Here is a 13,996-nt window from a genome sequence, read left to right on the forward strand (position 1 = left end):
GTTAAATTTTTTTTAATATAAAATTAAATACTATGTTGCATAGTTTAATATTAACTTCATTTTATATTATTATATTAAAAATTCAAAGTATTTTTTTAGAATATTCTATATATTTTCTTTAATTACAAATATATACTTTATTAACTTGTGGTAAGTATTACTTATTTTACATTATATAAATATTGTATTACAAAATATGAAATACTAAAATATGAGGAGTGATATTATGTTTAAAGAATTTAAAGAGTTTGCTATAAAGGGTAACGTATTAGACTTAGCAGTTGGAGTTGTTATTGGTGGAGCATTTGGTAAAATTGTAACATCCTTAGTAAGTGATATTATAATGCCTATAACAGGAATTTTGACTGGAGGTATAAACTTCAAAGACTTAAAATTTGTGTTAAGGGAATCTAAAGGCACGCTTACTCCTATTACCTTAAATTATGGTCAGTTTATACAAAATATAGTTGACTTTTTAATAATAGCTTTTTCAATATTTCTTTTTATCAAAGGAATAAATAAACTTAAACAAGAAAAAGAGACAATTGAAGAAATTGATAACGAAATTAAATTAAATCATCAAGAGGAGTTGCTTACAGAAATCCGTGATCTACTCAAAGGTTTACCATCTGAAAAATAATTAAAGGTGTTGCAACCTAGCAACACCTTTAATTGTTTTTAATTGAATTCAATTTTTATTTTACTCTTTTTTAATTATATGATCATATATAATTTTAATAGTTATCTATAAAATTCTTGAGTTGCATAAACAGTGTTTCCTACTTTATACACTCCAACTCCAATACTTGAAAAGTTATTTGATAAAATGTTTTGTCTATGTCCTGGAGAGTTCATCCAGTTAGTCATAAATTGGTTTGCTAAAGCATTAGCATCAGATACTCCACCTATGTATGCTATATTTTCTCCCCATGAGTTATACTTTACTCCGTCTTTTTCCATTTTAACTGTTATAAGGTTTCCTTCTGGATCTTTATGGTCAAAATATTTTCTATCACCCATATCTTGAGATTTGATTCTAGCATAATTTTCCATAGTACTATTATATGTTAGTGCTGCTACTCCAGCTTTTGCTCTTTCCTCATTTACTTTTTGAAATATCATAGACTCTACTTGAGCCATAAACTTATCGTTATCACCTGGTTCTTGTACTGGAGGAGTTACCTCTTCTACAGGTGGAGTTTCCTCTACTACAGGAGGTGTCTCAACAGTTGGTGGTGTTTCCTCCACTACAGGTGGTGTCTCCACATCTTGATCATTATTTTCTGTTCCACAATTGTTTCCTTGATTGCAATCTGGTTTATTTTCATTTTCTCCAGCATTACATTGATTATTATTTGTGCAATCTCCCAAATTAGTGCCATTTACCATTCCTTCAACACATTGATTGAAGTTAAGTAATTGATCTTTAATATTCATATTGCAATTATTTTTAAATAATCCCAACTTTTGTAATGCTTCTTGCATTGATTGACATGTGTTTTGATTATTACTGTTTATACCTAAAGTTCCATAAGGCTTGTCCCCATTTATTTGAGAACATATGTTTTGTTTGTTAGTACAATTACTATTACTTGGGCTTTCTGCAGCAAATGCTGTAACACCTATGCCCCCTATTAATGTAGTCGTTAATACCATGGCAATAAATTTGTTTTTCATTTGTACCACTCCTTTTTATTTTTTTGAACTCATTTATTAAGTTCAATATCTTATTAGTTTTGATACCCAGTAAAAAATATTTGATTATGTACTGAAAATAAATACAAAAACAAATTACTTTTTTAGTTATCTAAGTACTTTTTTTAACTTTCTGACACTGCCAACTTATTTATAACATACTTCCCCCCCTATTATCATGTGGAATTCTTTCCATAGCTTCATATATAGTCATATAAAAGAATTATTATCCTAAGATAAAAAGCTTAATTTTTTAGCTCTTTTAAGTCTACGTCTTAATTTCAATAGGTTTTTCCATTAAATTCATTACCTATATTTACTAGGTATATTTTTAGATTAAACAGTTTTTCATACCACTTTTTATGTTTAAGCCCATCACTTTAACCATTAATTACAAAGCTTTCTACATAAAGCAAAAATCACAGTATAGATAAAAACTCTATACTGTGATTTATTACATAATGTATTAGTTTGTAATTCAACGTCTTTTTTTCTAAATGACTAAAATTCAAAAGTATATACTTAAGTTTAATATAGTTTTTTATATATTTTTATCATATCTTCCTTGTTCATCTCCACGTAATTATTGTTTAATAGCCTCTGTTGAGATTTAATAACCTTTTCGCTAAAACTATATATTTCTTCTTCTTTCATTCCATATTCCCTTAAAGGCTTAATATGTATTAAATTGTTTAATACATTATAAAGCTCATTATATACCTCTTCTTTTTTACACTCTAATATATTACTTAAAACTTCATTTAATCTATTAATCTTTCCATTTGGATTCTTTTCATTATAAAATTTAAATACTTCTATTAAAAACTCATAATTAGCCTCTCCATGAGGTACATGATAGCTTCCACCTAAAGGATAAGATAATGCATGAACTGCTCCAACACCTGCATTTCCAAAGGCTATTCCTGCATAATTACTTGCTATTAAAAATTGTTCCATTAGTTTTAGCCTATACTCTTTACCATTTTTAATAATATCTTTATATCCATTTAAAATCATCTTTATGGCTTCTATGCTAAATACTTCGGTATAATAATTTGCTTTTGGAGATACAAATGACTCTATTGCATGAATCAATGCATCTATTGAACTATATACAAAAAATTTATATGGTACACTATTACATAAATCTGGTATTAGCACTGCATGATCTGCATAAAGTTCATCTACTGCTAAGCCCATTTTAGTCTTTTTAGACTTTATCTCTGTTATTGATATATTAGTTACCTCACTCCCTGTTCCACAAGTTGTAGGTACTATTATTAATTCCTTATCTTTCTCTATTTTAATTTCTTTATTAAATAGTGCCTCAGTATTACTTACATCTTTTAATGCAAGTAATTTTCCAATATCTACTATAGATCCTCCTCCTATAGCAATGACTCTTTTAAAATTCATAAACTTTAAATCTTTTAACATTGAATCTATTACTTCATCATTGGGTTCATTAAAGTTATAATTGTCCTTAAATATATAATTACAATTTAAGTTTAAACCTTTTAAAAAGTCATTATATATTCTTTTATTGGTAAATATTAAATCTTCTTTTGTAATTCTAAATTCTTCTACGAACTCCAAACAGCTATTGAATTTATGTATTTCCGGTTTTATTTCTAATAATTTCATGTTTTTACTCCTTCTTTGGTAAATAAAATAATTAATTATTTTATTTTAAAATTAAATTTATATATTCTTCATGATTATCTTTATATAAAACTTCTAATGCTTCAGTTTCTTATATGTTTTATTATAACCTTCAGATATACATATTTAACATCACAAGAGAATTATTGTCAATGAATTCAAAAGTTCCTAGAAGTTTTTTATTTTAAATGATAACGTTTTTATATATTTTTCTTCATTATATGTTAATCTTAATATATTAATATGTATAAAAAATAGCTAAGCCATTTTTAAGTTACAAGTTGAGGTTGAAAATAGTCTTTATTTAAGAAGCTTTCCTAAGAAGATTTCATACTTAATTTGTAACTTACAACTTGCAATTTGTCAGTGATTAAAGATATATTTAATCCTAAGTTTTATTAGCATTTTAGGATTTAAAGACTCTATAAATCCTTATAAAAGAACAAAGGGATGTTACAAAATTATTTTTATAAACATCCCTGTATTATTTATATAATTAGTGGTTTCCTCCATTAACTTGTTCAACCCATGATGCTCCTGAAGGAGCTGGATTTACTGGTGTTGGTAAATGAGCCTTTGCAACTCTTAAAACTGTTAAAAAGTCATATCTATAGGATATAGTATTATCTCCCCAATGACTTGATAAAACATTAAATGCATTATGAACATCTTTTACCATTTCATCCCACTCTGCATCTGTAGGAGTTCCATTCTTATAGAACAATCTTAATTCTTTCAAATAATTATCTACCTCATCCAAAGTTAGTTTTTCATCATAAATATTTTCAGTTTCATTATCCATTTGTGTTATTATATTTCTAATAGTCTCAATATGATTTGCAAATCCTGAAAGTTCAAAGTCCTTATTTAAATCCGTTGAATTCATAGCTTTTTCCCTATTAGTAGTAAATAAATTTCTTTGAAGAAGTCCATATACTCCTCTATTATAAGCATTGTCTACTAAAACGTATTCAGCCCAAGGGTCTTTAGCTCCTTTTATAAAGTTATCAAAATCATTTTTAGGAATTGCATAAAGAAATTCTCTAGTTAAGGTTATTGAAATGGCTGATGATATAGCCGATGAAACATAACTAGAATCATCAGTCTCGCCAGTTTTTAATGTTACATATGATGAGTGCTCTGCATCACATGGTAAATAATCCATATATTGTTTTTTAACCTCATTAAAATTTCCTTTTTCCTGTTGAAACGGACCATCTGGATGTTTCTTTTGTATTGGCCAAGACCATTTTTGCCCATCAATAGTTACTATATTTTCCGTATATCCTGATTCTATAGGAGCTAGTCCACAAGTAAAGTTTTCCTTTATAGATAGCCCTACCATGAAATTAAGATTTATCCTGAACAACTCTTGTGAAGTTCCAATACCCATTGCTAAATATTTAGATGGCATCCAAATCCTTAATCCATTTACTCCATTTACAGGCATTGGCATCTTTTTAGGTAGTCCCATTATTAATTGTGTTTTACTATTTTGATTTAAAGCTATAAGTTTATTCCCAGTATTTGATTTGACTGTAGCATTATAATATTCCTTAGGATTATATATTAAATCAGAAGCATTTAAATCTTTTTTCCCTTTTATAAATGTACTAGGTAATCCTTCATATTCTGGATAATCTATGCTTCCTCTAAATTGATTTGGCATTATATTTTTAGGAGAAACTTCATTTCCTTGCTTTTCTACCTTAACTGTAAAAACTCTAGTAGTATTTAATCCAAGTAATTGTTCATCTTGCTTTAAATTTATAGTAACTTTCTGTCCATCTTGATTAAAAGAACCAGCATTTTCTACGGATAATATTTTAGCAGTTGTATCAAAGCTTACTCCCCAAGTTGAAAAGTCATTACCAGCCCATATATAGTTTTTGTTTGGATTGGCAACATACACTGCCCAGGTAACATTAGTATCATCCTCTGAAATAACTTTGTATCCTACTGCTGGTTTACCTATGGCCTTGTCTGGTAAATCTATATCTATTTTAGTTTCATTCTTAGTTACTTTATGAGTAACTGTTTCATCTATAACTGTTATACCAAATTTATTTATTAATTCTGCTCTATAAGTGTATTCACCATTAGGTTTATCCTTAAATATCTTCTCAGCTTTTTGTGGGTTAGGAGAATTGTTAACTAATTTCTCATCTACTATCAACTTATCATTTTCATAAAGTCTCCATCTATCTGCATTGTTACCATACCAGATATTCATAGAAATAGTATAATCTGTTTCACCACTCCACTTATCTTTTGTTAAAATTCCTTTAGCTGGCACTCCTGTAGCATTATCTACTACTTCAAATGTAGTATTTTTATTCATATCTTTTGTTTGTGCCATTGCTGGAACTGGTACTGAAAAAACTTGAAAAGTAATAATAGTAATAGTCACTAATTTTGCAATTATCCTAGCACTCTTACTCATGATTTTCCCCCTTAAAATATTTTTGGACCTATTACTATCTATTCATTGAAGTATATAAATATGTAATATACTAAACTTAATCAAAACTTAACTCCATTTTTATAAGTTTACCTTCAAATTTGATATCACTACTTTAAATAAATGAAGCTATCTCAAAATAACATTGAGATAGCTTCAAATTCAAATTGTATACTTGTTTTTATTACAACCCTTATAATACTCTGCTATAGAATTGGCGGCTTTCATTCCACTATTTACAGCTCCTTGTATCCATGCGTGTACTGGCGAAGCATGTTCACCAGCAAAGTACACCCTATTTTCATATTCTGGTTTTACTATTGCATGTGAGAAAAGCCTTTGCTGTTGAGGCATAAAATAGCAAAATCCTCCATAAAATCCTTGTTCTTTATCCCACTGAACAGTTTTAAAATCTTCAACTATGGGGTCAAGATATCCACGTGAAAGCCCTTGAACCTCTTCTACCTGTCTTTTTATTGTATTAATACGTGGTCTACTGTCTATATTTCCTAAACGTACAGCATCTTGACCTAAATTGTAAGATGCCAAAAGAACTCCATAATTATCATATGAATCCTTTTTATTTTTCATATTTGCATTATCACTATTTTTATATCCTGGATACCATATAGTTGAAATTGGTAAATCCGTGTATGAACCCCCCTCTACTATTTTACCTTTCGCTCCTTTTTCCCAGAAACGTTTATTACACATAAAAAGCGTCTTTTGAGATGAGGTATAGCTAACTTCTCTTATTGCTTGCATTTTTTCAGTACTAAACATAGGATCTACCTTCACATTACGAAGGCTAGAAAAAGGAATTGTACAAATTGCAAAATCAAAGGTTTCACATAAGGATTTTGAATGTTTTTTATCAGTATATTCAATTATAACTTTATCATTGTATCCTTTATATATACTAGTTACTGTTTTTCCATTTTTCCATTCTACTGTTCCTAAATACTTTTCAGGAATATTAGGATAGTCCTTTGGGTTTTTAGATGTTAAAGATTTATAAAAAGCTAGTGGTAAGTTAACTGATCCCCCCTCTATTTTATATCTATAATATGCATCTACAGTATATTCTTGCTGCAAAATTTCAAAATAACTATTGTAGTATAAAGCTCCTATAATAGGATAAACATTTGAAATTAGTTCTATTGCTCCATTGCTTAACCCCATATCTTCTAGTACTTTTCTTATACTTAAGCTATCTAAATACTCAATTTGTGGTGAATACTGCTCTTTTATTTGTAAAAGTTCTTTTCTTATATTTGGGTCTAGCTTTAATAAGGCAGGTCTTAATGCATATTCCATAAGATTTTGCCAAGATACATTTCTTTCCCACGGAGCTAAATTAAATTCTGGATAAATTTTTTCCATTACACTTTTTCCTTGGGCATCATTTTGTGCACGTTTATTCCTTACATACACAAATGTATCTTCACTTGTTTGAATAAATGGACTTGTTTTAATATCAAATAGATTAATATAATGCCATGTTGTTTCATGACTTACAGGTATACGCATAGCTCCAATCTCACCATAAAGTTTTTTATCTTTATCGAAATAATAAGTATAAATTCTCCCCCCAATACGTTTTTCCTGCATTTCAAATATAGTAGTATCAAAACCAAGTTTTCTAAGTTCAAAGGCTGAAGACATGCCTGCAAGTCCTCCTCCTATTATCCCTACTTTAACTCCTTTACCTTCTCCAAGGGAACCAATTGTTGTAATATCTTTTGGTGGTCCAAGCAACTCTATTATATTTTCAAAGTCTTCAACATGATTCGCTTCTTCTAATGCACGTCTTATCATTTCATGTCTTTCCTCATCAGTTGGATTGTTGGGCTGTATATGTTTAGTGTCTGTAGACAAATAATTTCAACTCCTTTTAATATTAAATAATTATACTTTGATTACTATTTAATTCTTTATAAATATATTTTTATAGTTATAAAAAAAGACCAGTATACTTCTCATCTTATTTGCCAAACACTTCCCAACTTCTATTAATTTTTGATACTGTTACTAAATGTGTGCAAAAATTCTTAATGTGATTAAGCTATTAGCTCTTTATCATACAATTTCAAAATTTTCATCTCATAATTAAGTGCTGTATTGCTCCCAAATTATAACCATAGTTTTTTCTAATAAAAGAACTATAAAAAAAGCATGAAACTATTAAATGTTTCATGCTTTTTTGTAAAATTCTCTTTTTTATACGTTGTGTCTATATTCATAAGGAAGCATCTTCATTTCCCCAAATTCCTTCATTTCTACTACTAACTGTAGGGAATCTTTTAGTATTGCTGTTTGCATTTCTATATTGTTTGGCTCTCCAGCATTTGATCCTATTGGAACGTGTGCTGCAGCTATACGAGGTGCTCCTTGTTGTTTAGCAATTGGAGGCAATGCAGCAACTATTATTGTGGACATTCCAGCTGCTTCTATTGATCTTTGAACTATTGTTGCAGATCTATGACAAGTTCCACAACCTCCCGTTAAAAGAACTATATCTACTCCTGCATCTTTGAATATTTTAGCAATGGTTGGTCCAGTTTCATTTTTAAACTTTTCAACATTTCCACCACCACCCATGAATCCAATAAGTACTGGAGATAGGCTTCCTATGAACCCTTCTTTAACTAGTTCATGTAGTCTGTCTATAGGGAGCATTGAGTTTACGTCTTTATTAATGTCGCTATTGTCAAATCCGCCATGTGTAACCATTAATTCTGAAGATGGCGTATTTATAGGAATTTCTCTAAATGTGTAGTCTCCAGCTGTATGGAAAGGTTTTTGTGTTTTTATATGAATTCCTCCAGCTGTTGCAAATCCAACTTTACAATCCTTTAGTTGTTTTGTAAGTGGTGTCCAAACTTCAGGTGGTGTTGTTGGAGCAAAAATTTCTGATTTCATACCTTCTGCAGTTGTTAATTTCATCTTATAATCTCCTCCTGTTAATATTCATTATAATACTTTCGCATAACTTACATATATTTCTACTTCATCATCAATTTCTAATTTCTTATCTGTGAAAACAGATCGAAGTGGTAAATGAAGAATCCCCATTTTGCCCTTAAGTTCTATCTTCGCACTCATTTCTGTTATTTCTACGATTTTACCAGTTAATAGCTTAGGTTCTATTTGTACATCCATTGTCGTTTACCTTTCTTCAGTAGCTATTTTTTGGTTTGCATCTATTACTTCTTGGCTCCATTTACGCTCTGCTGGCTCTATTTTAACTCCTGCTATTTTATTTTTAAGCATAAGCACTGCACGTTTCGCATCATTAGATGTTATTGTGTTTTCTCCAAGAATTTCTGATTCAAATCCACCTTTATCTTTGTTTACTTCAATCATTGCATCCATGTATTTATTTCCAACAACTAGTTGTCCTTGGTAAGCTGCATAAGTCATACCTACAACATTAATACCACGTTTTCCGATTTCTTCTATGTTATATGAGAAGTCTATATGATTGTTTCCAAATCCTTCTGTAGTTACTATAGCTCCGTCCAACTTCATAGTATCTGCTAATGCACCTAATCTCTTTGATACAAATGCTTTTTCATCATTTACTTGAGGACTTCCTATAAATACAACTCCTACTAAATCCAATTCTTCATCTGCTGCAAGTGCCTCTAGAACTGGCTCTCTAAAGTAATGCCTTGTATCTTCTTTTGATGCAGGTCCTATGCATGTAAGTGCATGTATTCCCCCATCTCTTACCTCATTTACAGAGAACGTAACTGGTACATTTCCAAGGTCAACGTTTTGTCTTCCACCAGGTACTCCTGCAGGCTCAGTAGGTAGCATTACATTATCATGCATTGCACCTTGTCCCATTATTTCTTTAACAAGAAGAACACGAGGTCTGCCATTTCTTTTCACTTGATCACAGATTTTTTCTTTTACTGCTTCTGAAGCTGGAATTTCTTTTAATATTTTTCTTATTTCTTGAATTATTACATCGCAAGCTTTATGTGCTGCATGAGGCCCTCTTCTTTCCATTCCTGTTTTTTCTTGAATTGTAGCGTGAACTCTTACTATAATATCATTTTCATCTGGACATCCTGGTTTTCCATAATCTATTTTTTCATCAAGGTATCCTTCACAAGAACCAAATTCATGTACCTGTACACCTGCTTCATCTACCCCTGTAAGCATGAATACCATGTCATTTAATATATGAGTAGTTCCTTCTCCTAGCTGTCCTTCTACCTTTGTAGCTACTGGAATAACATCCATTATTGTATTAGAATATACATGTCTATTATCAGGAGTTATTATATCCATTTCTATTTTTTTAACTAAAGGATCTGCCTTTAAAGCATCTTTACAAAGATCTTCTCTAATAACTAGAATTCCATCTTTAAATGAAGTTTCACTTCCAAGTTTTACTTCTTTAACCCCAAATTCTCTTTTCACAAGTGTTCCAACTACTTCATTTTCTATCTTTTCTACTTTTGTAGGTTGTACTGGCAATATATTTCCCAATGTTCCAAGTGGAAGTTTTAGACTGAGTCCACTCATTTGCTCTACTTCTATATGTAAAACTCCGTCATTTACATAAACTTCTTTATTCACTTTATTACCTCCATCATGATTTTTTTTAACGTCTTTGGTTTTTTTTAATGTTCCTTCTAATAAATCTGCTGTAAGAGAAGTTAATCCGTCAATATCTTTAACAAGCTTTGCCCCAAGTACTTCTCCTATTGTCAATGTATCTTCTGTTATACTTATAAGTCCAGATTCCTCCATATCTTTAAATATACTTGGATCCTCTAGGTCCCCTGGGCTTATAACTGTACCCTTTGTTGTTCGACAGCATACTATTGCTGGAGAGTCTTTAAATTCATGTGCAAGTTCTCTTGTAATAGACATAATTTTCCTCCTTTTAAATTTTAATATATTATAACCTTTAAACTATATATTAAGGTTTCTTTGATAAAAAACACCTTATATAACAAAATTATTTTAATCTTCTTATCAATGAATGATTAACTGTTCTCATCACATGGTCTGTACAATGATATACAGGCATTTTCAATTTTGGAGCTACACACATTACTGTATTTGTACAGTCACTGCAATTACTTATTAGAACTACTTCTGCACCCCTCTTTTTTAAAGATAAAATTTTTTCAGCCTGCCCTGGACAATTTCCTGGGTTTTTACACTTTAATGTTCCCTTTGACTCAATAGCTTGTTTACATTTTTCTACTCCAACTACCTTTGCATTCATTTTTCCTGCTATTTCTCTAAGTCTATCTTCATTTCCACCACAGGCACAAACAAGAAGTCCCATATTTCGTTTTTCATTCATAAACTCCATAGTCACTATTATTGCTCCACTAGTCTTTGTTATAACATCATCTAATTCGACACTATGTCCGGTAAAAGGTCCGCCCATTATTATTTCGCCATAATTTCCATCTATTCCACCGGCTCTTTCCAAAAGTTCTTTTACTGTTGTGCCTAAAGGCACATCCATGAAAACATGTGCTTGTTTTTCATCTTTTAACTTTCCAACCACAGTGATATTTTTTGATATTACTGGTTTTCCCAATTCAACTGCCTGTGTTATTCTGCCGAGTGTTTCTGCATTTAATACTACTGCTCCTGCCTCTAAAGGAAGCTGATCTGTTTCTAATAACACTCCCAGCGTTTCCCTTATAACAGCTCTCTCTTCTCCCATAGGATATATATCTTCTAGTTCTATTATTTTTATATTATGTTCACTTTCTATAACTTTTTTAAAAGCTTCTATTGCATCCTTATTTTTTTTCTTTATTGCAAGTATTCCTTTGTTTGCATTAGTTGCTTTCATTGCGTAAAGCATTCCTCTATATATAGACTGTGGATCTTTTATTATTTGTTTTATATTGTGTTCTAGGAGAGGCTCACATTCCACTGCATTTGCTATTACTGTTCCACCCTTTAAATCCGTATCTAGTTTTATATGTGTAGGAAATCCTGCTCCACCCATTCCTATGATTCCAGCTGATTTAACAATTTCTACTATGTTATCAAGCTCTTTAATAGTTTCAAAATCTCTGCCTTGTATTGCATCCGCATCTATTATAATAAAGCTATCTGTTATTTCTGTGATTTTTCCACTAACACTAGAGTGAAGATCCGCTCCAAGACCATTCGCCTTAGCTATTAAGGTTCCCTTTTTAACTCTCTGACCAACACTCACTATTGGATTGTCTACAATCCCTATATTTTGTTTCAGCAAAATCTTATAGATTTTTCTCAAAGTTATTCCTCCCAATAAGATTATAGTTTTGATAAACTTTTAACTTTTTCTTATACACTATATTAGCAATTTGAATGCCAAACTTTATAAAAATTATTTAAAGTAATTGAATTAGCTCCTAGATTCTTTATATATACACATTCTCATGAATAATTTTTTTATTTATTTCATAAACTTATAGTGAACGTACTTTTTTAAATTCAAAAAATGCTATTTTCAATAAGAAAACTGTCCATATTTATACACCTCTCTATAAAAACTCATAGCTATTGCATTGAATACCTTATTATTGGTTTTAATTTAGAGAACAAAGTGCCCAAAATAATACAATGTATTATTTTGGGCACTTTATTTTATATTCATCTATCTTATGATATAGAGTTCCTCTAGGTATATTCAATAGCTTAGCTGCTTTTGATTTATTATTTTTACTGATTTTTAAAGCCTTTTTTATATTCTCAGTTTCTAATTTCTTAATGGCTTTTGTTAAATCCAAAGGATATTCTTTAAAAGATTCGCTTTTTTTCGCTTGTGAAAGTATATACTCAGGTATAGAGTTTTTTTGTATCATTCCATTTTTGTTTGTAACAATAATGTGTTCTATAACATTCATTAGTTCTCTAATATTTCCTGGCCATTTATATTCATTTAAAATATTCAATACGTCTCTCTGGGTTCCTATTATTTTTTTGGAATTTCTCGTTGAAAATTCTTTAATAAAATAATCTATAAATATTGGAATATCCTCTTTTCGCTCTCGTAATGAAGGAAGATTAATCTCAACTACATTGAGTCTATAATATAAGTCCTCTCTAAATTTGCTTTCCCTCACCATTTCTTGCAAACATTTATTTGTTGCTGCCAACACTCTCAAATCTAATTTAATATTTTTTTCTCCACCTAATCTTACAATTTCTCTTTCCTGTAAAACTCTAAGTAATTTTGCTTGCATATGTAAGGGCATGTCTCCTATTTCATCAAGAAATATAGTTCCTTCATCAGCCAATTCAAATATACCCATTTTCCCCTTTTTATTGGCTCCAGTGAAAGCTCCTGCACAATATCCGAAAAACTCACTTTCAAAAAGTTCTGAAGGAATTGCACTACAATTCACCGGAACAAACAGACCTTTTCTTCCACTTAATTCATGAATTCCTCTTGCAAAAACTTCTTTTCCAGTTCCACTTTCCCCTGTGATCATGACGCTAGCATGTGTTGGTGCAATCTGCCTTGCCATGTCAATTTTTTTTACAATATTAGGACTCTTTCCAATTATGTTTCCGAAAACACCAGAAATCTTTTTAACTTCATTTTCCAGAAAAATTAGTTTTGAATTTGCATTTTCTAGTTCAAAGTAAAGTTTGATAAGCTCTGCAAAATCTCTATCTGTAGAAACTGCCCCTTTAAAAACCTTCTCTATGTATAAAGGCATTGAATTTGCCAAAATATAAGAGTTTTCCCTAGGAGAATGATATTTATTTTCAACGGATACACCTGTTTTTCTAACATTATTTACAATTGCATCTGGAAAAATATCCTCTATATTTTCACCTATAATATCTTTATAAGCTATATTATATAATTTTTCTGCACCTTTGTTCCAAACAATTACAATGCCATTTTCGTCTATAACACAAACAGCTTCATAGATACAATCAACAATAGATTTTAATATCCTATAGTCTATATTGTGAAATCCTTCTCCAATACATAATTGTTTTTGCCTCGCATCCATATTTTCCTCCTTATTCTTGTAAACATTGTTAAAAAAAAATACGTTCCTATATTTATTTATATTACTGTAAATGTAAATAAATTTCAATTAAAGTACTATTGTTTTTTCTTATACTCCAAAGGTTACCAATCAGTATGGTTTAATATAAGAATTTTTGTTGAATATAAAAAACAAA

Annotated in this window: 10 protein-coding genes; 1 reads left to right on the forward strand and 9 read right to left on the reverse strand. The window is 30.1% G+C overall.

Annotation, left to right across the window (positions count from 1 at the left end; translation table 11 throughout):
• The first annotated feature begins 226 nt into the window (after nucleotides 1–226).
• Nucleotides 227–640: a large-conductance mechanosensitive channel protein MscL gene (gene mscL / locus BM119_RS05735; RefSeq protein ID WP_090039690.1), complete on the forward strand. Its 414-nt coding sequence runs from the start codon at nucleotides 227–229 to the stop codon at nucleotides 638–640.
• A 101-nt stretch (nucleotides 641–741) separates the two neighbouring features.
• Here the strand turns inward: mscL and BM119_RS05740 are convergent, their stop codons facing one another.
• The 9 genes from BM119_RS05740 to BM119_RS05780 form a co-directional block, all read right to left on the reverse strand.
• A complete protein-coding gene (locus BM119_RS05740; RefSeq protein WP_090039691.1) occupies nucleotides 742–1,677 on the reverse strand; it encodes a CAP domain-containing protein in 936 nt (311 codons plus the stop codon).
• A gap of 546 nt (nucleotides 1,678–2,223) precedes the next feature.
• Complete coding sequence (locus tag BM119_RS05745) at nucleotides 2,224–3,339, reverse strand: 4-hydroxybutyrate dehydrogenase (RefSeq protein ID WP_090039693.1); 1,116 nt, start codon at nucleotides 3,337–3,339, stop codon at nucleotides 2,224–2,226.
• A 514-nt stretch (nucleotides 3,340–3,853) separates the two neighbouring features.
• Entirely contained in the window at nucleotides 3,854–5,800 is a 1,947-nt protein-coding gene (locus tag BM119_RS05750; RefSeq protein WP_090039695.1) for a hypothetical protein, read from the reverse strand.
• Between the two features lie 180 nt (nucleotides 5,801–5,980).
• Complete coding sequence (locus BM119_RS05755) at nucleotides 5,981–7,696, reverse strand: flavin monoamine oxidase family protein (RefSeq protein WP_090039697.1); 1,716 nt, start codon at nucleotides 7,694–7,696, stop codon at nucleotides 5,981–5,983.
• A 342-nt stretch (nucleotides 7,697–8,038) separates the two neighbouring features.
• Nucleotides 8,039–8,764 carry a D-proline reductase (dithiol) protein PrdB gene (prdB, locus tag BM119_RS05760; RefSeq protein ID WP_090039699.1) on the reverse strand — a complete coding sequence of 242 codons (726 nt, stop codon included), beginning with the start codon at nucleotides 8,762–8,764 and terminating at the stop codon, nucleotides 8,039–8,041.
• Between the two features lie 27 nt (nucleotides 8,765–8,791).
• The gene (locus BM119_RS05765) at nucleotides 8,792–8,980 is read right to left on the reverse strand and encodes a CBO2463/CBO2479 domain-containing protein (RefSeq protein WP_090039700.1); all 189 of its coding nucleotides are present in this window, start codon (nucleotides 8,978–8,980) and stop codon (nucleotides 8,792–8,794) included.
• Nucleotides 8,981–8,986: 6 nt separating this feature from the next.
• On the reverse strand, nucleotides 8,987–10,708 hold the full coding sequence (gene prdA, locus BM119_RS05770; RefSeq protein WP_090039702.1) for a D-proline reductase (dithiol) proprotein PrdA: 1,722 nt from the start codon (nucleotides 10,706–10,708) through the stop codon (nucleotides 8,987–8,989).
• An 88-nt stretch (nucleotides 10,709–10,796) separates the two neighbouring features.
• Nucleotides 10,797–12,086 carry a proline reductase-associated electron transfer protein PrdC gene (prdC, locus tag BM119_RS05775; RefSeq protein WP_090039704.1) on the reverse strand — a complete coding sequence of 430 codons (1,290 nt, stop codon included), beginning with the start codon at nucleotides 12,084–12,086 and terminating at the stop codon, nucleotides 10,797–10,799.
• A gap of 334 nt (nucleotides 12,087–12,420) precedes the next feature.
• Nucleotides 12,421–13,908 (reverse strand): sigma 54-interacting transcriptional regulator, encoded by a 1,488-nt coding sequence (locus BM119_RS05780; protein WP_143087299.1) that lies wholly within the window; start codon nucleotides 13,906–13,908, stop codon nucleotides 12,421–12,423.
• Nucleotides 13,909–13,996: the final 88 nt, after the last annotated feature.

Source organism: Clostridium frigidicarnis, assembly GCF_900111985.1.
GTDB lineage: Bacteria > Bacillota > Clostridia > Clostridiales > Clostridiaceae > Clostridium_Z > Clostridium_Z frigidicarnis.

Bases quoted from the DNA above. Each gene is read 5' to 3' on its own strand.
- BM119_RS05740 (WP_090039691.1), bottom strand. From the start codon at position 1,677: ATGAAAAACAAATTTATTGCCATGGTATTAACGACTACATTAATAGGG.
- BM119_RS05750 (WP_090039695.1), bottom strand. From the start codon at position 5,800: ATGAGTAAGAGTGCTAGGATAATTGCAAAATTAGTGACTATTACTATT.
- mscL (WP_090039690.1), top strand. From the start codon at position 227: ATGTTTAAAGAATTTAAAGAGTTTGCTATAAAGGGTAACGTATTAGAC.
- prdA (WP_090039702.1), bottom strand. From the start codon at position 10,708: ATGTCTATTACAAGAGAACTTGCACATGAATTTAAAGACTCTCCAGCA.
- BM119_RS05765 (WP_090039700.1), bottom strand. From the start codon at position 8,980: ATGGATGTACAAATAGAACCTAAGCTATTAACTGGTAAAATCGTAGAA.
- BM119_RS05745 (WP_090039693.1), bottom strand. From the start codon at position 3,339: ATGAAATTATTAGAAATAAAACCGGAAATACATAAATTCAATAGCTGT.
- prdB (WP_090039699.1), bottom strand. From the start codon at position 8,764: ATGAAATTAACAACTGCAGAAGGTATGAAATCAGAAATTTTTGCTCCA.